The organism is Salipiger mucosus DSM 16094 (genome assembly GCF_000442255.1).
Classification (GTDB): Bacteria; Pseudomonadota; Alphaproteobacteria; order Rhodobacterales; family Rhodobacteraceae; genus Salipiger; species Salipiger mucosus.
Map to the genome: position 1 here is coordinate 52,304 of NZ_KE557288.1, position 19,316 is coordinate 71,619.

The following is a 19,316-nucleotide window of genomic DNA, read 5'->3' on the forward strand; positions in this document are numbered from 1 at the left end:
CCGCCGGCGGCCGGGGCTGCCTGCGCTTCGGGCAGATTGTGCCGGGCTCCGGGGCTGCCGCGCCTCAGTCGCGCGGCAGGTCCTTGGGCCGCATCATGCGCTTCTGCGCCGCGATGCGGAACGGCGCGTTCGGGGCGCCGTAGCCGTCGTAGTCCCCGTCGCGCTGGACGATCTCGAAGAAGAAGCCGCCGGCGAAGGGCTGACTGTAGAACTGGAAGAAGGCGCCGCGCGCGTCCTCGTCGTAGAGGATGTTCGCCGCCTTCATCGCCTCGAGCATCTCGGGCTCGAGCGTGAAGCGCGCGGCAAGATCGTCGTAGTAGTTGCGCGTCATCGGCAGCGGCGCGAAGCCCAGCTCGGCCATGCGGCGCGCGGTGGCGAAGATGTCGCGCGTGGTGAAGGCCACGTGCTGCACCGCCCCGCCGAAGCTGTCGGCAAGAAACCCGCCGGCCAGCGTGCGATGCGTCTCGGCCCCGTTGAGCGTCAGGCGCAGGCGCCGGTCGGGCGCCTGGATCGCCTGGCTGCGCACCACTCCGTCGGGGTCGATCACGTCGACCATGACGCTGCGGTCCATGTCGAAGATCGAGGTGTAGAACAGCGACCAGGTCAGCATCTCGTCGTAGTTCATGGTCTCGGCCACGTGGTCCACCCGCTCGAGCCCCGCGTCGCGCGGCGTGTCGGCATCGGTCTTGCGGAACTCGACCGACCAGACGTCTGACAGGCCGCTGCTGTCGTCGATGAAGTGCATGAGGCTGCCGCCCACGCTGCGGATCGCGGGGATCTCCAGCTCGCCCGGCCCGACAGCCTGCCGGAAGGGCGTGGCGCCGAGGGCGACGGCGCGCTCGACCGTCTCGTCGACGCTGGCGACGCGCAGGCCGATGTCGCAGACCGTGGTGCCGTGCATGCTGAAGGCCGAGGCGGCAAAGCCCTCGGTCTCGCCGTTGAGAACGATCCGCACCTCGCCCTGCTGCCAGAGCGCCACCTTCTTCGAGACGTGGTTGCCGACATGCGTGAAGCCCATCGCGGCCAGCAGGCGCTCCAGCGCCTCGGCCTCGGCGCCGCGGGTGGCGAACTCGACGAACTCGACGCCCTGCGCGGTCACGCGGTCGGGGATCTCGGGCACGTCGATGCGGATGTCGGGCTCGTCCCGGCGCACCCGGTCCATGAGCGCCACGAGCGAGCGGTGCCCGTCGCGCGCAAGGCTGTCGGGCCGGGCGCCGCGGAACTGGTCGTTGAAGATCTCGAGACTGATCGGCCCGTCGTATCCTGTCGCGGCCACGGCACGCATGAAGCCGGTGACGTCGAGGTCGCCCTCGCCCGGCATGTTGCGGAAGTGGCGCGACCAGTAGAGCAGGTCCATGTCGATGCGCGGTGCATCGGCCAGCTGGACAAAGAAGATGCGGTCGCCGGGGATGCGCCGGATGGTGTCCGGGTCGATGCCGCGCGCCAGCGTGTGAAAGCTGTCGACGATCAGCCCGATGTTGGGATGGTCTGCGCGGCGCACGATCTCCCAGGCATCGCGGTGGTCGTTGACGTGCCGCCCCCAGGCCAGCGCCTCGTAGCCGACCTTGATGCCGCGCGGCGCCGCGATCTCGCCCAGCTCGGCCAGGTCGTCGGCGGCGCGGTCGATGCCGCCGAGCGCCTCGGGGTGGGTCGAGGAACAGATCAGGATGCGGTCGGTGCCCAGCTCGCCCATGACGTCGAACTTGTGCCGCGCGCGGTCGAAGGCCTTCTCGCGCAGGCGGCCGGTCAGCCCCTCGAAATCGCGGAACGGCTGGAAGAGCGTGATCTCGAGCCCCTTGTCGCGGATCATCTGCCCGATCTCGCGCGGGGTGCCGCTGTCGGCGATGAAATCCTGTTCGAAGATCTCGATCCCGTCGAAACCGGCCTTCGCGATGGCGTCGAGCTTTTCCCGCAGGTTGCCCGAGATCGAAACCGTGGCGATGGAGGTCTTCATCCGGTTGGCTCCGCTGTCCGTGGCCCCGCGCGGGGCGCTGCTGTCAGGACCACCACAGTCGACCATCCACCCCCGTAACGTCAAATACCCATATCGGGCCCGTCATAACCTGATGTTAACACTCTCAAGCGATGCCGGGGCGGACAATGACCACCCCGGGGATGTTCAGTACTCGTGATGGAAGCCGGTGTTGTGCAGCCGCCGGGCCGTGATGCGCTGCGTGCCGGGCGTGTCCGGGCAGCGGATGCGCAGGATCGCGGGATTGGAGGGCCAGCTTCGGCCAAGCGCGATCTCGTAGTCGAAGCCGCCGCTCAGGTTGTTGAGCGGGTAGCTGCGCGTGGGGCCCCGTCCCGACAGGCGCACCGGACGGAAATCGCCCCGGCCCGCGCGGCGATACCAGATGGTGTCGAGCTCGTAGGTCGTGCTGCCGGAGGCCGGCTTCAGGGGATTGTCCCGCACCCTCACGCGAAAGTTCCGGGACGAGGTGACGCTTCCCGTGATGTTGCAGCGCGCCGGCCCGGGCGCGAGGGTGGTCGACAGGTTCGAGGCCACCAGCCCGCCCCGGCGGCACCGGGTCCAGTGCGTGCCCGGCGGCACGAGCCAGGCAAAGCAGCCCCCGTCGCGGTAACTTCCCCGCGCCTCGACCCGGCCCCGGGCATTCTCGGCGATCAGGGTATAGGTGCCCGTGGTGCCTGTGGTCCGGAAAGCGCCCGGCATGTCGGGCGGCCAGCCGAAGGAGCCGTCGGGCAACTGGATGCGCGCCTCGACCTCGCGGCCGTCGTGCAGCAGGCGCACCCGGCCGACGTTCTCGACCTGCCAGGTGAAGGCGAGCCCCGCCCGGCCGGAGACCTGGGCGCGCTCGATACGGAAGACCTCGATGACGGGCGGGCCGCCCTGCGCGAGGGCAGGCGCAACGGGAACCAATAGCGGGAATATCAGCGCCGCCAGGGCGACGCGCAGATATGCGGACAAACGGAGCATGGGAAATCCCTTTATGTCAAAATGCGGGCCAGGCGTGAAAAATACGACGCAGGAGACGGCCAGACATCACGCGGCCCGACGGCCTGCCCCGCGACGGGCGGACAAGATAATACTCGTTAAAGTAGCATGAACCGTCCCGTGCTCAAAGCGCGCCTTGACGGGGCGTAGTCAGTCAGGGGCGGTCCATGACCTCGACCGAGAGGATCGTCGGCATGTGCCGGGCGATCTCGTCCCAGCTCTCACCCTCGTCGAGGCTCGCGAAGACCGAGCCGCTGTTGGTCCCGAAATAGACCCCCGCCGGGTCGCGCGCGTCGCCGGCCATGGCCTGCCGAAGCACGGTGAAGAAGCACCCGTCCTGCGGCAGCCCCTCGCGCAGCGCCCGCCAGGTCCGCCCGCCATCGCGCGAGCGCCAGACCGCCGCCGCGGCATCAGGCGGAAAGCGTCCCTCGACGTCGCCGTTCAGCGGCAGCGTCCAGATGGTCTCGGGATCGCGCGGATGGACCCGGATCGGGAATCCGAAGGTCGAGGGCAGCCCCTGGGTGATGTTTTCCCAGCTGCGCCCGCCGTCGGCGGACCGCCAGACGCCGTGGTGGTTCTGCTGGTAGAGCACATCGCCCTCGCCGGGCGCGCGCATCATGTTGTGCACGCAGAGGCCCGTCTGCCCGTTGCTCGGGGCGGCCGGGTGGCTATGCCCCGCGCAGGCCTCGGCGTTCGCCAGACGGTTGCGCCGGTCCCAGGTCCGGCCGCCGTCGTCGGTCGCGAACGACCCCGGCCGACCGAAATGCCGATCCAGAGCGCATCGTGGGTTCGAAGGATGCGGCACGATCGTGTGCAGCACCAGCCCGGCGGCGCCGGGGGTCCACCCCTCGGCCGAGGGATGCGCGTCGAGGCCGCCGAGCCGGTCCCATGTTTCCCCGCCGTCCTCGCTCACCAGCAGGCCGGCCGGCTTCACGCCGGCGTAGAGGCGTCCGTGCGCGTGGCAGAGGCTCCAGACCTGGAGGAAGGTCCTGTCGAAGGGCAGCGGCGTGTCGGTCCATCCGATCATCCGGGCGAAATCCGCATCGTTCGCCGCCCATTCGTCCATCATGCCGCCAGTCAGCCGCGTGACCTCCCAGCTCTCGCCGCCATCGTGCGAGCGCCAGACGCCCGCTCCGTGCCAGTCGCCGCCACCCCCGGCCCAGAGCGTGCCGGTCTCCGGATCGCCCACGACATGATTGATCGGCCAGCCGTCGCAGAATGGCCCGCGCACGCGCCACCCGCCGCGCTCGGAGCCGCCGGAAACCAGGAAAGCGCCCTTGGTCGTTCCGACCAGGACCGTCAGACCATCTTCGCGCATCGCGGCCTCCTCCGCCAATGACGGCCAGATTACCACGAGGCGGGGCCTCCACCTAGCGCCTTCGCGAGCTCGCGCCCGGCCGCCCTCGTCCCGCGCCGGGGTCCACCTCCGGGCGACCACCTTCACGCCCGCGCCGGATTACGACGGTGCGGTCACCGACATCGCCTATACCGTGGCCGACAGCCTTGGCCTGCGCTCGGCCCCGGCAAGCGTCGGCGTGACGATCACGCCGGTCAACGACGCGCCCGTCGCGGCGGCGCAGACGCTTTCGACCACCGAGGACACCTTGCTCACGATCCCGGCCGTGTCGCTGCTGGCCGGCGCGACCGACGCAGAGGGCGATCCGCTGACCGTCACCGCCGTCTCGGGCGCGGTCGATGGGAGCGTCGCGCTCGACGACCTTGGCGATTCCGACCCGTCGAACGATGCGGTGACCTTCACGCCCGACGCCGGCTTCACCCGGCAGGCGAGCTTTGCCTACACGATTTCCGACGTCCAGGGCGGCTTCGACACCGCCACGGTCACGGTGGGCGCCTCACCGGATGGCGCCGACACCACGATCCTGCAGGAGAACGAGAAGCCCGGTGTGCCACAGAGCATCTGGGACGCGCCGATCAGCAACCAGATCGAGGGTTTCGCGACCGACATCAGCGTCGACACCGGCGACGCGATTTCCCTCAAGATCAACGTGAACGCCCGGAACACCACCGACGTGCCCTATCGCATTGAGATCTACCGGCTGGGCCCCGATGCGCTGCTCGGACACAAGGCCTACATCTCGGTCGGCCACGACGAATACTGGTCCGGCGACCAGCGGGCCAACGTCGAGGCCGCGCGCGACGCGGGCGTCCACCTGCTGTTCTGGAGCGGCAACGAGGTCTACTGGAAGACCCGCTACGAGGCGAGCATCGACGGTACGAATACCGATTTCCGCACGCTGATTTCCTGCAAGGAGACCTGGGCCAACGTCTCGCTCGATGCGGGGCCCGAGGACTAGGCCAACATCGACCCCTCGAACGAATGGACGGGGACCTGGCGCGACCTGCGCTTTGTCGACGCGGTGGATGAGACCGGCACGCGTATCGCGCCGAGCCCGAGAATTCGCTCACCGGGCAGCTCTTCGGCCCGGACGGCACAGGGGCTGGTCCGCGCCAGCGCCTCCACGGACGCCATCCCGGCGACGACGACCCTGGTCGACCTGCCCGCGACCGTTTCCACGGGCACGCCGCTCGTCCTGACGGGCGTCGCCACAGACGACGACGGCAACCCCGCCACCGACGATGGCGTGGTCGGCGTGGTCGAGGTCTCCGTCGATGGCGGCGCCACCTGGCAGGTCGCCGACGGCCGCGGCACCTGGACCTACACCTGGACGCCGACCGTCGCCGGCACCTACGAGGTGCTGGCCCGCGCCATCGACGACAGCGTGAACCTGCCCGGTGCCGCAATCCTCGCCAGTGACACGGTCGAGGTCACCGCGCCCGAACAGCCCAACGGTTTCAGCCTCTTCGATCCATACGAGGTGGTGACCGGCACCAGCTACAACGACGGCCAGCCGGTCTCGCTCGGCGTCCGCTTCGAAGCCACGGAAACCGGGGCGGTCACCGCACTGAAATACTGGCGCACGGCCGCCGATGCCGACGACACCGACACACGGCCCGGATATCTCTGGGACGCAGGCGGCACCCTACTGGCGACCGTCACCTTTACCTCGGCCCCGGGCAACGCCGGCTGGCAGGTCGCCACGCTCGACACCCCGGTGCAGATCGCCGCAAACACGGAATACGTCGTGTCCTACCAGACGCAGGACAACTACCTCGCGGGCGGCAATTTCTTCTCGTCGGGATTCACCGATCCCTTCGGCGTGCTCACGGCGCCGAGCGGGCAGAACGGCGTCTATGCCTATGGCACCTCGCTCCAGTTCCCGACGCAGAGCTACAACTCCTCGAACTACTGGGGCGATCTCGCCTTCGAGCCCGGTGCCGGGGTCGCAACGCCTCTCGGTACGCTAACGCCGGCCGGCGGATGGAACCTGCCCACCACCCCGGCGCCCGAGGCCTTCGCCTTTTTCGCCAACCTGCCGGACGCCTTGCTCTTCCGGTCGACCGTGGACCCCGATCCGGTCGCACCGGGCAACTTTCCCACGGCCTGGCAACACAGCCCGGTCCCGGAATCGCACGTGTTCGAGCCTTGGATCCCGCCGGACCCGACCGCGCCGGAACTGTACTTCGATCGGGATGCGTTCGTCTTCTGACAGGGACGCGAGGCACAGCGAGCGTTCGGGTCCGATTAGGAGGCCGCAGAACAAAACGCCCCGCGGCTTTTTGCAGCGGGGCGTTTTGTCGTTTGGTTGCGGGAGCATGAGTTCACCGAGATCTTTCAATCACTTGGGGTAGCCAGAGGGTAGCTGCCCATAGGCCATGGCGCCGCATGTGACGACCCAAGATCCGCCGGCGCACGCGGCGCCATCCGGCTTCTGTCTGACGATGATCGAAGCATGCAGTGGACGTGCGAAAGCGGGGCGCGGAAAACCCGCACCCCGTTTTGCTCACTCATCTGTTGGGCGTTGACGCCCGCGCGTCAGGCGTTCTCGGGAAAGCGCGGGTGCGTGGCGAGAAGCTTCTCTTCCGAGACGGAGGCGTACTCCGCCAGTTCGAGAAGAAATGCGCCGGCAGCCGCGTCGTCCGCCTCGTCGAGCCAGGCTTCGAGCAACTCGGCCATGACGGCACGGCGCTTGCGCGCGCTCTCTTCCTGACGGGTGACTTCCATGGCGAGGTCGCGCTCGTGCTTTTCCTTGATGCGTCGCGCGCGTTCGCTCGACGGATCGAAGGCGACCTTCTTGCGCCGCTTCCGGCGGCGCGGCGGTGCCACCTCGCTCGGCTTCGATCCTTCGGGATCGGGGTTGATGTTGTCGTCGGCCATCGGGGGACTCCTTTGCTGGCGGTGGACGATTGCGAGGCCTCATTGCCTCTACAAAGAAGAGGGGATCGATCGATCTGGCGCGGAAGCGAGGTCGACCGAAAATCTGCGATCGGGCTGAAATCAGTCCTCGCGGGGGTCACTCTTCGGAGCGCCCGACGGCGTACGGGCCGGCGTCGGCCGGTCCTGCGCAACGGCCTCGCGCGCGAAATCCAGCGTTGAGCGGTCGAGGCCTTCTTGTGCGGCAGTTCGCAACTGGGACAGACGCTCAGCCGCATCCCGGGGCAGCAAGCGCTCCGCCTTGCCGAGCAGCCCGAGCGCTTTGCTCACACCGCCGAGCGCCGCGGAGAACGCCTTCTCGAGACGGGCACGCTCGCGCACAGCCGCGTCTTTGCGCATGGCGCCGAACGCGCGCCGAAAGGCCGTCCGCGCGCGCTGCATCCGGCCGGGTGTCGTGGTCTGCGTGGCGGCATCAGCGTCGCTCGCCGACGTTTCAATCTCTTCGGGATCGATACGCCCGTCGACGACCGCATCGACAGAAGACAGCACTTCGTCGGCCTCGCGCTCCCGCTCTTCCGCCACGGCGGTCTGACGGGCCACCTGCTTGCGTTCGGATTGCAGGCCGGCCAGCTCCCCTGCCCGCTTCTGGTCCTGCTCTTCCCGCCACTTGCGCGTCCGCTTGTGCTGAACCTTGGGCTCCGGCGTCTCGCCCGCGAGCACGGCATTGCGCCACGCCTCCTTGCGGCGCTCACCACGCACGAGGCCGATGCTCGAGAACCACTCGCCGACATTCGTCTGAGCGGCCTCGTAATTGGCGATCATCGGATGCACCGACGGCTGGAGCATCCTGCGCTCGCTCAGCAGTTTGCCCTTGCGCATATGCCGGACCGTCGCACGCGGCATGATGACCGCATGGACGTGGTATGCGGCCTCGTCGAGATCCGCCTTCGGGTGGATCACGTCGGCACCGAAGTGGTACTTCAACCACGAGACCGCGCAGGACGGGAACTGCTCCACCCGCTCGTTCTCCTCGGCCCCGAGGAAACTTTCGATGTCGCCATCGAACCAGTCCCTGTGCGCGGTCAGCATGACCTCCCGCATCGGTCCATGCCGCGACGACCGCCAGGGATCGCGCGGCCCTTCGAGCATCCGCGCCTGGAGATCCTTCTTGCGATTGCGCTTTCGCAGCCCGTCTGTTTCGGCCTCGAAGTTCTCCAGCCGCATCTCGTCGATCTCGTCCAGGGCCTGCGCCACCCAATCATCATCTCCAATCAGCTGTCGATTGAGCCTGCTTCAATCGCCATCGACATGAGACAGATCGCCACCTGTCCGCAGCATGTGCGCCTCGTAGCGGCGGAGCTCCGAAGGCGACATGCCCTCGAACCGTAGGACCACGGGATAGCTGGCGGTGGAACCGGTCATCTTCCGCACGCCGATTGATCGATGTGCAGGACGTCGGATGATGTGTCAGAGCGCGGAAACGTATGGGGGCAGAAAATTGGAGCCCGCCCGGGCTCAGGGCAGGAGCACTGCTAAACGCGCCCCAAGATCGACGGGACCGCAAGCCGGCGTCTAAACCACCCACCTGCGATACAGCGCACGCTTGTCAGCTTTGCGCCGGAAACGGACTTTGAAAGATCCATACGATCCCGCCTCGCGATCGACTTGACCGGCCCAGTCCGGCCGTTCGTCGACGTGCTTGATGCTGCGGTGCGGCGGCGCAATAGCGGACCTCCGGGCGTGCAGCTGATCATGGATCAATTATTCTCAATCGAACTCGCCGCATTCAGAAGTCATTTTGGCTCGGTGATCGATCGTCCAAGGGGTGACAGGCCTGGAAGACAGTCAGCAGAGCGGCAAGGTAGGCAATTGTCTCGCCCGTTGCATCTTCCAGGTCGTGCGCCGCGCGTCGCGCCACGGCAAGTCGTCCATCCTCAGCACGTGTCACCCAGCCCTTGTATTGCAACGTGGCCACCTTCCGGCGCACCGTTTCTCTTGGGATGCCGGAATATTCGGCAACCGACTGGATGTTTATCGGAAGCTGTCGGCCTTCCGGAACACCTTCGCTCGTCATTCCGCCAAGGTTTGTAAGTGCGAGTGTCAAATTCTCAGGCTGCGTCCGGCTTCCGATCACAGCGAGGACGAGGGCCAGATCAAGGTCACCGTCGAAGCGCTTCCTCAGCTGAACAAGCAGACGGGTGAAACCCGAAAGATGGACCGGCCATACCGTCCGGAAGTTCGATCTTATGAGTTCGCCTTGGCACGTGCTGCGTGACGGCATCGCGGCCTCTCTTGCTGCGCCACCCATTTTGGGCGACGAGAGGCTTGGCAAGCAAGCAAAATTTTTGGACACTCGCATGGTAACATTCTTGCGCGGGCACCATGGCTGTCTTTTCGCTTCCTTTTCTACAACGTCGAGATCGCGAGGGGCGCCCGGAAGCGAGTTGCCGATCTCATGCTGCTATTCCCAGACGTATCGCCGGCGTCGGAGCTGGCATCGGGTTGCTTTCATGTCTTGGGGTTGCGCCAGCACGCACACAGGATCGGGACCCTATGCTCTTTTACGCGCAGGATCGGCTTACCGTGCGCGGACACCTTCAGTTCGGCCTCAACGCCGTCGCCGAGCGCAACCTGTTCTGGGACCTGGCCACCACAACGAACCCCGGCAGCGGCTTCGATCCCGACACCGAATGGCTGGAGGGCTACATCAAGCCGGGTGTCAGCTTCGAGCATCGGGCGGGTCCAGCGGCAACGCTTTACGGAAAGCTGTCGGCCGTTTCGTCCTACACATGGGGAACGGAAGCCTTCGACACCGGCGATACCGGCGAGACCACGCTCGAAGAGGCGTATCTGGCGCTGCGCGGGGATATCGGCGCGGGCCTGTCCTATGACCTCTCGCTCGGGGCGCGCGAACTGACGCTCGGGACGGGGATGCTGATCGCGAACGGCGCGACAAGCGGGTTCGAGCGGGGCGCGTTGAAGTTCGGGCCGCGAAAGGCATGGGAACGGGCCGCGATCGGGCGTCTATCGTCCGGAAACATTTCCGGAACGGCGTTCTTTCTCGACCCGAACGAGCTGCCGTCTACCGACGGGGGCAACGAACTGGCGGGCCTCGATCTGCGCTTCGACGATCCCGCCGGGGGATATCTTGGCGCGACCTATGTCGATGTGCTTGCCTCCGACACGCCCTATCCGCAGGCCGCCCCCGACGGGAGCGGGGCGCCCACGGTGACGCCGGGCGCGCGAGAAGGCACGCGGACCCTCGGGTTCTACGGTCAGACGAACCCTCTCGGCGGCGCGCTGGAGAACTGGTCCTTCACCGGCGAGGTCGCCTACCAATGGAGCGACCAGATCGATCTCGAGGCCTGGGCCGGGCGGGTGACGGCAGGATACACCTTCGCCGACGTGGCATGGTCTCCGAGCCTGACCCTCGGTTACCAGACCTTTTCCGGGGACGATCCGGACACCGCGACGCTCGAGCGCTTCGATCCCCTCTACTACCAGGGCAGCCCGAGCGCGTGGGCGACGGGATCGAAGTCCGCCTCGACCTTCATCAACTCGAACGTCAACGCCCTGACGGCGGCACTTCGCTTCCAGCCGTCGCCGGCCGACACCTGGACGGTGCGTTACGCGCATATCCGGGCGAACGAGCTGGGCAGCCCCGTGCAGTTCGGCCAGGCGACCCGCGTGGACGTGGACGGCAACGTCGTCTCGGGCGTCACCGACGCCCATCTCGCCGACGATCTCTTCGTCGAATACAGCCGCATCATCAATCGCAACACGTTCCTGACCGCGGGCCTGTCGGTATCTTTTCCCGGCGCCGGCATCGACGATGTCGTCGGCGGGAGCGCGGACACCTGGACCGGAGGCTTCGTGAATGTCGTCGTCAACTTCTAATCTCGTCGCATTGGCTGCCTGGATCGGGCTGGCGCTTGCCGTTCCGACCGGTGCTGTCGCGCAGTCGGAGCCTCTGACGGCACGGGATTCCGATCCGAATGTCATGGGCTGGATGCAGGGCTTCCCGCCGCCACCCGACAAGATCATCACCCAGCCCGACAGCGTCTATTTCAGCTTCCCCAAGCTGCGCTGGTCGGTCTGCCACCTGCGCGAGTTCCTTCCCACCGAGGAGATCAGCCGCGGGCTCGATGCGCCGGTTCCGCTGGACTACCCCGCGCCGCATGACTTTGCGGAGCTTCGCCGGCAGATCGACGCGGTCACCTTCACCCCGCAGAACAGCGACGAGGAGATGACCTGGGAGGAGAGCCTCTACGCCAACTACACCGACGGCATGCTGATCCTGCATCGCGGCGAAGTGGTCTACGAGCGCTATTTCGGCTGCCTCGACGAAGGCGGCAAGCACGCCATCATGTCGATGACGAAGTCCTTCACCGGCCTTCTGGCCGAGATCATGGTGGTCGAGGGCACGCTCGACGACACCGCACTTGTCGCGGACATCATCCCCGAGATCGAGGGCAGCGCCTTCGCGACGGCGACCGTCCGGCAGGTCATGGATATGACCACGGGCGTGAAATACTCCGAGGACTACTCCGATCCCAACGCCGATATCTGGCTCTATTCCCGCGCCGCGAGCCCGCTACCCAAGCCTGAAGACTACGAGGGGCCGGAAGGCTATTGGGAATACCTTCAACAGGTCGAGCCTGAGGGCAATCACGGCGACGAATTCCACTACAAGACGATCAATTCCGACATGCTCGGCTGGATTATCAGCCGCGTATCGGGCCAGTCAGTGACGGAGCTCGCATCAGACCGGCTGTGGCGCCCCATGGGCGTCGAGCAAAGCGCCTATCAGACGGTCGATGGAAACGGCGTGCCGTTCGCGGGCGGAGGGATCACCGCCGGCCTGCGCGACCTTGGGCGTCTGGGCCAGTTGATGCTGAACGAAGGCGAAATCAACGGCGAGAGGCTCTTCCCAGCCGAGGTCGTCGAAAAAATCAGCGCGGGCGGCGACCGCTCCAAGTTTGGAGCCGGGTTTCCGACCTTCGGCCCTGGCAGCTACACCAGCCAATGGTGGGTCTTGCATAACGATCACGGGGCATATGCCGCGCGCGGCGTGCATGGGCAGACGATCTATATCGACCCGGCAGCTGACATGGTTCTCGTAAGGCTCGCCTCATATCCCCGGGCGCAGAATGGCTTCATAGATCCGACGTCGCTTCCCGCCTATCAGGCGGTGGCGGAGTTCTTGATGTCACGAGACGAATGATCGCCGGGGGGAACCACGTCCGCGGGGCGCGCAATGCGTTGGCTCTGATGCGACCGGTTCTAATGCGCGTCTTGCGCCTGTTTGCCCTTGGGCTTCTTTGTCTTTCCAGCCCGGCTTTCTCTCAAGAGGCCGCGCCGGAAGCGGTCGACGCGGCTCCTTCGGACCAAGTGATCGATCCGGCCATCTCGACGGAAGAACTGGCCTATAGGCTCATTCCGCTCACGAAAGACGAACTCGAGACTGCTGCAAAAGCGTGGCTGGAGATCGTCAAATCCAAGACGAAAGAGATATCCGAGCGTCAGGTCGAATTTCTGAATGATCCATCCAAGGCGACGGATGGGAACCACCAGACGCTCGCTTTCGCCGTGGAAGAGCGGGCAGCGTTGTTCGAGCGCTTTTCGATGACGGTCGATGCTCTGGAGCAAAAGGGAGGCGATGCCGCGCTGGTCGCGGAACTTCGGGCCTACCGCGATTCTGTCTTGTTCAACGAGACGATCCTGACCAGCCCCAAGGCCATAGCTTTGGCGTTTATGTCATGGCTGACGCGAGCCGACGGGGGACTGGCGGTCGCAATGGACATCGGCATCGTTATCCTTGCCTTTGCCGCTTTGTTGTTCGTCTCCCGCTCCGCCCGAGGGGTCGCGCGTAGATGGATCGGACGGGTCCCGAAAATCTCCAAGCTCTTGGAGGCCTTCCTTGTTGCGGTGGTGTTCTGGCTGGTTCTGGCCGTGGGTCTGTTGTTTGTGCTGGCCGCGCTCGGTGTCAACGTCACACCGCTATTCGCCATGATCGGAGGCGCCTCCTTCATTCTGGCATTCGCGCTTCAGGACACGCTGGGCAATCTCGCCAGCGGGCTGATGATCATGATTAACCGGCCTTTCGACGAAGGCGATTACGTCCTCGTGGGAGGTGTTGGCGGCACCGTCAAATCAGTGAACATCGTCGCAACAACCGTCACCACGCCCGACAACCAGGTGATCGTCATCCCGAACAAGAACGTCTGGGGCAACGTCATCACCAATGTCACCGCGAGCGAGACACGTCGCGTAGATCTCGTCTTTGGGATTGCCTACGAGGACTCCATTCCCGAAGCGCTCGACGTCATGACACGGACCGTGGCCGCGCACCCGCTTGTCCTGTCCGATCCTGAACCGACCATTCGTGTGCATGAGCTGTCGGCCAGTTCGGTCAATTTCATTTGTCGTCCGTGGACCAAGACATCCGATTATTGGACCGTCTAATGGGATCTCACACATCGCATGAAAGAGGCCCTGAGCGAGGCCGGGATCTCGATTCCTTACCCACAGCAAGATGTGCACATCCGGAGCAATGGCGGATGAGCGATGCGACCGTCTGGAAACGTTTCGACAAGGCCGCCTTCGGCATCATCTACGGCGCGATCATGGTGCTGAGCATCCTGCTGGCGCAGGGCGATCATCCGACGCCACCGCTCGAGACCGCGCTGGTCCTGTTCGGGTCCGTGCTGGCGATCACTTTGGCCAAGGCCTTCGCCGAACTGGTGTCTCAGGCGCTTGACGCGCGCACGCGGATCACCCGCCACAGCTGGCGCGCCGCGTGGAGTCACAGCGCGCCGACCCTGTCCGTCGCCAACCTGCCGGCCGCCCTGTTTCTGGCCGCTTGGCTGGGCTGGATCGGGTCTGAGGCAGCCCTGGTTCTGTCGCGGGTCTTGTGCGTGGCGCTGCTCGCGGTGCTTGGGGCGCGGGCGGGCTGGGTCATCGACCGCCGCATCCTTCCCGCGACGCTGGGCGCGCTGCTCGCCGGCGGGATCGGTATCCTGCTGTCGGTCGTCAAACATGTCATCCACTGACGACAGAGCGCGTGGCGGGGTCGCCATGAGGATCTCGCGTTTGCGCTGGCTGGTCGGGACGATTTCGGTTCCGTGCCTGCTTTTGGGGCTGGTCTTTTTCACGGCGTCGCTGATGCCATCTCTGATCCCGCGGGGCCCGGCTGTGCAGGGCATTCTTGGCGGTGTCGTCACGGCGATCGGCTATTTGATCGGTCGGATCTTCGGACTGCTCTGGAGGGCAGCCGACATGCCGCGGCTCTCCGGAAGGCACGCCGCGGCGGCGACAGCGATGACCGCACTCGGTCTGGTTCCGGTGTTCCTGTGGGTGCTGCTCTACAGCCGGGTCTGGCAGAACGACATCTGTGAACAGGCGTGCAAAATTGACCCCTTAGAGGGGTGATCGGCGTCCCAAAATGCCCCCCCTTACACTGACGTGGATGATGCCCCCGAAGTCATCGGGGAGCACGGTGTGGGATGTTGGTCGTGGAGACGATTGCGAAGATGCGGCGGGCGTATTTTCAGGATTGAGGCATTGAGCCGCCATTGGTCCGAGGCCAATGCCGAACAAGTCGATCAAGCAGATCTGCCGCGAACTACGGGTCTCGCGGAACACGGTGCGCAAGGTGATCCGGTCCGGGGCGACCGAACTGACCTACGAGCGCATGATCCAGCCGCTGCCGAAGATCGGCCCCTGGACGGGTGAGCTCGATGACATGCTGGCGGCAAATGCCCGGAAGGCGAAGCGTGAGAGGCTGACCCTTATCCGGATCTTCGAGGAGCTGCGGGCCCGCGGATACGACGGCGGTTATGATGCAGTTCGGCGATATGCAGCGTCGTGGAACAGGGAGGAACGGGAGGCGTCTGCGGCCGCCTATGTCCCACTAACCTTCGATCCAGGCGAGGCCTGCCAGTTCGACTGGAGGTAAGGAGGATCAGGAAAGGCGCCAGTGGCGCGTTTCCCCGACGAACAGATCGTGGTGATCGACGGCGCGACGACCACGGTGAAGGTGGCACATGTCCGCCTGTGTCACGGCCGGATGCTGTTCGTGCGTGCCTACCCCCGCGAGACGCAGGAGATCGTCTTCGACGCCCATGACAAGGCCTTCGCCTTCTTCGGGGGCACTTGCACGCGGGGCATCTACGACAGCGGGAATTGTCCGCCATTGGTCCGAGGACAATGGACGCGAAGACCGCGGTCGACACGATCTTCGTCGGCCGCGACCGGGCCTACAATCGCCGCTTCCAGCAAATGTGCGGGCACTATCTGGTTGATCCGGTGGCATGCACCCCGGCCTCGGGCTGGGAGAAGGGCCAGGTCGAGAACCAGGTCGGTGTGGTGCGGCGACGGTTCTTCGTGCCTCGGCCGAAGTTCAAGAGCTACGCCGAACTCGATGCCTGGCTCGAGGATCGCTGCGCTGCCTGGGCCAAAGCCAATCCGCACCAGGAGCTTCGGGATCGAACGATCTGGGATGTGTTCCAGGACGAGCGCGCGAGTCTCGTGCCCTACGTCGGTCCGTTCGATCATTGCCCGGCAGGCGCATCGCAACGCGATGCTGCCGAAAGGGGCCTCCATGCCGTGCCAGCCTCGGTCTCGACGTCCGGGGCTCCGCCCGTTCAGGGCTGAATTGGTCCACTGGACCAATTCCGGGACGCCCTTCACCCTGTCTCGTCCGGTTCGACAAGAACCGCTACTCCGTGGACGCCCGGGTCATGCGGGACGCATGCCTCCGGCATGACGGCCGACCTGTCGAGATCCGTGCCTATGCCGAGCGGGTCGAGTTCTGGCAGGACGGCAAGATCGTGGGGCAGCACGCCGTCGTCCATTGGGCTCGGACCGTCGCCAGTGATCGCTCGGACCAATGGCGCAATCACTGACGACCGCCTCAATGGACGACCTTCGGGCGCGACAAGGCCATCTACGACCCGTTGCACTACATTCCGGTTCTGGCTCTCAAGCCCCCTCTCGCACATGCACAGCATGTGCTGCCGGGCAGCGGGACGCCCTCCGGAACGGCGCCCCCTTCAAGGACTGGGACCTGCCGCCGGCGATCAGGCGCGTGCAGCGCAAGCTTGGCAAGGTGCCGAACGGCGACCGGCCCCCCTCTCGGGACATCACTGCGTGATGCCCTGCCGGGCAATGGATGGTCCAGATCCTGAGCATGATCCCGATCGATGGACTGGATGCGGTGGATGCTGCCTGTGCCGAGGCCCTGAGCGAAGGGGTCCCCGCGGCCTCGGTCGTCATCAACATCCTTGCACGGCATCGGGAGCCGCCACCGCCGCTGACCATCGATACGCCGGACGCGTTGCGGCTGACCTGCGAGCCCGTGGCCGACTGCAAACGCTATGACAGCCTCAGGAGACCAAATCATGGAAAGATCACAGGTGCTGGACGCGTCACGCCGAAGGCGTGCCCCCGGCACGATGAGCCAACTGAAGCTCTACGGCAGTGAGGGGGCAGCCCGCCACCGGTTCGAGGGCGCCCCCGAACGCCGCCTACGATGAGATCATCACGTCATGCCACAGGCATGCTTCCAGCATGACGGCGGTAAAGCGTCAGCACGAACCGCAACAGATCGTCGTGCCGCAGGCACGCCTCTGGCGTGACAACCTGCTGAATGCCGAGATCAGCGAGAGCGAGCCATTGTGCGCCATTGGTTCAAGAACAATGGCGAGCGCGCGCTCGATCAAATATCAGATGACCATTGCCAAGTTGCCGCTGGCGAAAGAGGTCGATGAGTTCAGCTTCGAGGAAGCCCCGATCAACGAGACGCTGGTGCGCGATCTGGCCGCCGGCGAGTTCCTCGAACACCAGCGCAATGTCGTGCTGATCGGCGGCACCGGGACCGGCAAATCCCACCTCGCCGTGAGCATCGCACGGGCCTGCATCCGGCGCGGCAAACGGGGGCGCTTCTTCAACGTCGTGGACCTCGTGAACAAGCTCGATGCCGAAGCCCGTGCCGACCGACAGGGGCGCACGGCAGACCTGCTCTGCCGCCTCGACTTGTTCGCCATCGGTCTCGAACGCATGGCGACGCGATGGCTCACTCCTCGACGAACTCGGCTATCTCCCCTTCGCGCAGACCGGCGGCCAGCTGCTGTTCCTTCTCATCAGCCGCCTCTACGAACGCCCCTCGATCATCGTGACGACCAATCTCGACTTCGGGGAATGGCCATCGGTCTTCGGCGACGCCAAGATGACCACTGCGCTGCTCGACCGGCTCACCCGTTCGGCCTTGAAGCGTCCCCCGGACGTTTCAGCGCTGCGCGCACCGGCTCGAACTGCGACCTCCTCGAAACCGGCAACGAGAGCTGGCGCTTCAAGACCCGCGAATGACCAAGACCCCGCTGGCCCGATACGGCTGCGCTGTATGGGAGCTACACCGCATCGGGCCAGCTACCGTGCGCTCCATGGGGGTCATTTTTGGATGCCGATAGGGGGTCAAGATTGCATGCCGATTGACATGAAGGCCGCCGCGCCGCGGATATCAGCACGCTCGCGGAGTGGTTCGAGAGCCGCAACGTGGCGCTCTACGCGGCCAATGGCGGCAAGATCGCCTGGAACATCCTGCCTTTCATGGGCGCGATCGCCGAGCATCAGTCGCAGGAGATCGCGGACAAGACCCGGCGGGGCCAGATCCGCACCACCTAGCGGGGCCGCGTCGCCGCGGGACTGGCCTATGGTTACCGTGTCGTGCCATGCGAGAAGGGCCTGAACCGCGAGGTCGATACGGAGGCGGCCGAGGTGGTACGGCGGATCTTCCGCGACTACGCCGCCGGTCTATCGCCGCGGAAGATCGCGGCGACGTTGAACGTCGAAGGCGTCCCGTCTCCGTCGGGCGGCAAGTGGAACGACGCCACCATCCGCGGCAACGCCAAGAAGCGCGACGGCATGCTGCGCAACGAGGCGTATGTAGCCGGTATCGTCTACGGCCGGAACAGCTTCTCCTACGATCCCGACACCGGCAACCGCATCTCGCGCCCGGCGAGCGAGGAGCATCACATCATGTTCGGCGAGGCGCCCGAGCTTGCGATCATCGAGGACGATCTCTGGAACGCCGTGCAGGACCGCCCGGAGCGGACGCACGCGACCTACGCCGGCAAGACGGCGCCGCTCAACGACAGCCACCGCGCGCGGTACCTGCTGAACGGCATCGTCAAATGCGGCTGCTGCGGTGGCGGCTTCACCCTCGTCGGCAAAGAGCGCTACGGCTGCTACCGCCACAAGACCCGCGGATCGCAAGAATGCGACAATCGCCGGACGATCACCCGCGACAAGCTGGAGGCCCGCGTGCTCGCGCGCCTGCGCAGCGGGCTGATGACCGCCGAGTTCGCGGAGCAGTTCGCCGGTGAAGTCGCGCGGATCATGGGCGCCCGGGCGAGCGCAGTCGCGCCGGCGCGCAAGGCACTCGAAAGCAAGCTGGCGAAGCTCGAGACCGCGATCGAGCGCCTGCTCGACCGGCTCGAGAGGGGGAAGACGCATCCGATGCGATCCTCGCACGCCTCGAGAGCCGTGAGGCCGAGCGCGCCGCACTGAGAGCCGAGCTCTCGGCGCGTGTCGGCGAGACGCCGGTCGCCCCGCCCTCCCCGGCGGATCTGGAAGCGATCTATCAGGCCCAGGTGGCGCGTCTGGAGGACCTGCTCATGGGCAGCGACCAGATGGTGGCCGCGAACGCGCTGCTGCGAGAGCTTCTGGGCGAGGTGCGGGTGTGGGGTGACCCCGACGCGCGGGACGGGCAAGCCGGACCTGTCCAGGGACGCGGAGCACAGCGAGCGTTCGCGTGCGTTTAGGAGGCCGCACACCAAAAGGCCCCGCGGCTTTTTTGCAGCGGGGCGTTTTGTTGATTTGGTTGCGGGAGCAGGATTTGAACCTGCGACCTTCAGGTTATGAGCCTGACGAGCTACCGGACTGCTCCATCCCGCGGCAATTTGTGAGCTGCGTTTCGGGTTTCGAGGCCTTTTTTGCAGCGTGTGTTTGTTTCATCGCAGAGAGATACGTGTGGTTTTTTCTAGGTTTGGCGGCGACCTACTCTCCCACGTCTTGAGACGCAGTACCATCGGCGCGACGGCACTTAACGGCCGGGTTCGGAATGGAGCC

16 protein-coding genes, 1 tRNA gene, 1 rRNA gene and 2 pseudogenes are annotated in these 19,316 nt (G+C 65.8%); 11 read left to right on the forward strand and 9 right to left on the reverse strand.

The genetic code is table 11. The annotated features are described in order from the left end of the window. Positions 1 to 64: 64 nt before the first annotated feature. From SALMUC_RS26130 to SALMUC_RS26140, 3 genes are all read right to left on the reverse strand, one after another. Positions 65 to 1,954: a bifunctional sugar phosphate isomerase/epimerase/4-hydroxyphenylpyruvate dioxygenase family protein gene (locus SALMUC_RS26130; RefSeq protein WP_020041844.1), complete on the reverse strand. Its 1,890-nt coding sequence runs from the start codon at positions 1,952 to 1,954 to the stop codon at positions 65 to 67. Between the two features lie 165 nt (positions 1,955 to 2,119). Then, a complete protein-coding gene (locus tag SALMUC_RS26135) occupies positions 2,120 to 2,935 on the reverse strand; it encodes a hypothetical protein (RefSeq protein ID WP_020041843.1) in 816 nt (271 codons plus the stop codon). 172 nt (positions 2,936 to 3,107) lie between these two features. Then, on the reverse strand, positions 3,108 to 4,271 hold the full coding sequence (locus tag SALMUC_RS26140; RefSeq protein ID WP_020041842.1) for a sialidase family protein: 1,164 nt from the start codon (positions 4,269 to 4,271) through the stop codon (positions 3,108 to 3,110). Here SALMUC_RS26140 and SALMUC_RS30760 point away from each other — a divergent pair. Beyond that, positions 4,231 to 5,268: a cadherin-like domain-containing protein gene (locus SALMUC_RS30760; RefSeq protein WP_198014692.1), complete on the forward strand. Its 1,038-nt coding sequence runs from the start codon at positions 4,231 to 4,233 to the stop codon at positions 5,266 to 5,268. The two genes, SALMUC_RS26140 and SALMUC_RS30760, sit on opposite strands and share 41 nt — an antisense overlap. 63 nt (positions 5,269 to 5,331) lie before the next feature. Then, complete coding sequence (locus tag SALMUC_RS26145) at positions 5,332 to 6,522, forward strand: DUF4082 domain-containing protein (RefSeq protein WP_021121025.1); 1,191 nt, start codon at positions 5,332 to 5,334, stop codon at positions 6,520 to 6,522. Positions 6,523 to 6,848: 326 nt separating this feature from the next. On the opposite strand, the gene SALMUC_RS26150 is transcribed toward SALMUC_RS26145, so the two are convergent. The 4 genes from SALMUC_RS26150 to SALMUC_RS26160 all read right to left on the reverse strand — a co-directional run bounded on the left by SALMUC_RS26150 (position 6,849) and on the right by SALMUC_RS26160 (position 9,468). After that, a complete protein-coding gene (locus tag SALMUC_RS26150; protein ID WP_020041841.1) occupies positions 6,849 to 7,190 on the reverse strand; it encodes a hypothetical protein in 342 nt (113 codons plus the stop codon). Between the two features lie 120 nt (positions 7,191 to 7,310). Further along, positions 7,311 to 8,441 carry a plasmid recombination protein gene (locus SALMUC_RS26155; protein WP_020041840.1) on the reverse strand — a complete coding sequence of 377 codons (1,131 nt, stop codon included), beginning with the start codon at positions 8,439 to 8,441 and terminating at the stop codon, positions 7,311 to 7,313. A 39-nt stretch (positions 8,442 to 8,480) separates the two neighbouring features. Continuing rightward, positions 8,481 to 8,609, reverse strand: a complete 129-nt coding sequence (locus tag SALMUC_RS31615) for a hypothetical protein (protein ID WP_020041839.1) — start codon at positions 8,607 to 8,609, stop codon at positions 8,481 to 8,483. A gap of 364 nt (positions 8,610 to 8,973) precedes the next feature. Continuing rightward, on the reverse strand, positions 8,974 to 9,468 hold the full coding sequence (locus SALMUC_RS26160; RefSeq protein ID WP_020041838.1) for a hypothetical protein: 495 nt from the start codon (positions 9,466 to 9,468) through the stop codon (positions 8,974 to 8,976). A 302-nt stretch (positions 9,469 to 9,770) separates the two neighbouring features. Between SALMUC_RS26160 and SALMUC_RS26165 the strand changes: the two genes are divergently transcribed. The 9 genes and pseudogenes from SALMUC_RS26165 (at position 9,771) to SALMUC_RS26200 (ending at position 18,755) form a co-directional block, all read left to right on the forward strand. Next, complete coding sequence (locus SALMUC_RS26165; protein WP_245584750.1) at positions 9,771 to 11,084, forward strand: alginate export family protein; 1,314 nt, start codon at positions 9,771 to 9,773, stop codon at positions 11,082 to 11,084. Then, complete coding sequence (locus SALMUC_RS26170) at positions 11,065 to 12,411, forward strand: serine hydrolase domain-containing protein (RefSeq protein ID WP_021121027.1); 1,347 nt, start codon at positions 11,065 to 11,067, stop codon at positions 12,409 to 12,411. The genes SALMUC_RS26165 and SALMUC_RS26170 overlap by 20 nt, the downstream gene beginning before the upstream one ends. Before the next feature lie 62 nt (positions 12,412 to 12,473). Further along, on the forward strand, positions 12,474 to 13,652 hold the full coding sequence (locus tag SALMUC_RS26175) for a mechanosensitive ion channel family protein (RefSeq protein WP_021121028.1): 1,179 nt from the start codon (positions 12,474 to 12,476) through the stop codon (positions 13,650 to 13,652). Positions 13,653 to 13,747: 95 nt separating this feature from the next. After that, positions 13,748 to 14,239 (forward strand): hypothetical protein, encoded by a 492-nt coding sequence (locus SALMUC_RS26180; RefSeq protein ID WP_020041834.1) that lies wholly within the window; start codon positions 13,748 to 13,750, stop codon positions 14,237 to 14,239. 40 nt (positions 14,240 to 14,279) lie between these two features. Beyond that, positions 14,280 to 14,618, forward strand: coding sequence for an alpha/beta-hydrolase N-terminal domain-containing protein (locus SALMUC_RS26185; RefSeq protein WP_245584751.1), 339 nt, complete (start codon positions 14,280 to 14,282; stop codon positions 14,616 to 14,618). 74 nt (positions 14,619 to 14,692) lie between these two features. Beyond that, positions 14,693 to 16,644 (forward strand): annotated as a pseudogene (gene istA, locus SALMUC_RS26190) (IS21 family transposase); the annotation flags it as partial. After that, positions 16,589 to 17,555: pseudogene (locus tag SALMUC_RS26195) on the forward strand (ATP-binding protein). The pseudogenes istA and SALMUC_RS26195, both read left to right, overlap by 56 nt. A 186-nt stretch (positions 17,556 to 17,741) precedes the next feature. Then, a complete protein-coding gene (locus SALMUC_RS31620) occupies positions 17,742 to 17,870 on the forward strand; it encodes a hypothetical protein (RefSeq protein ID WP_020041829.1) in 129 nt (42 codons plus the stop codon). 42 nt (positions 17,871 to 17,912) lie between these two features. Next, a complete protein-coding gene (locus SALMUC_RS26200) occupies positions 17,913 to 18,755 on the forward strand; it encodes a recombinase family protein (protein WP_021121033.1) in 843 nt (280 codons plus the stop codon). A gap of 310 nt (positions 18,756 to 19,065) precedes the next feature. Here the strand turns inward: SALMUC_RS26200 and SALMUC_RS26205 are convergent. Both SALMUC_RS26205 and rrf read right to left on the reverse strand, forming a co-directional pair. Continuing rightward, positions 19,066 to 19,142 (reverse strand) — tRNA-Met (locus tag SALMUC_RS26205). Between the two features lie 89 nt (positions 19,143 to 19,231). Further along, positions 19,232 to 19,316 (reverse strand): 5S ribosomal RNA (gene rrf, locus SALMUC_RS31940); the annotation flags it as partial.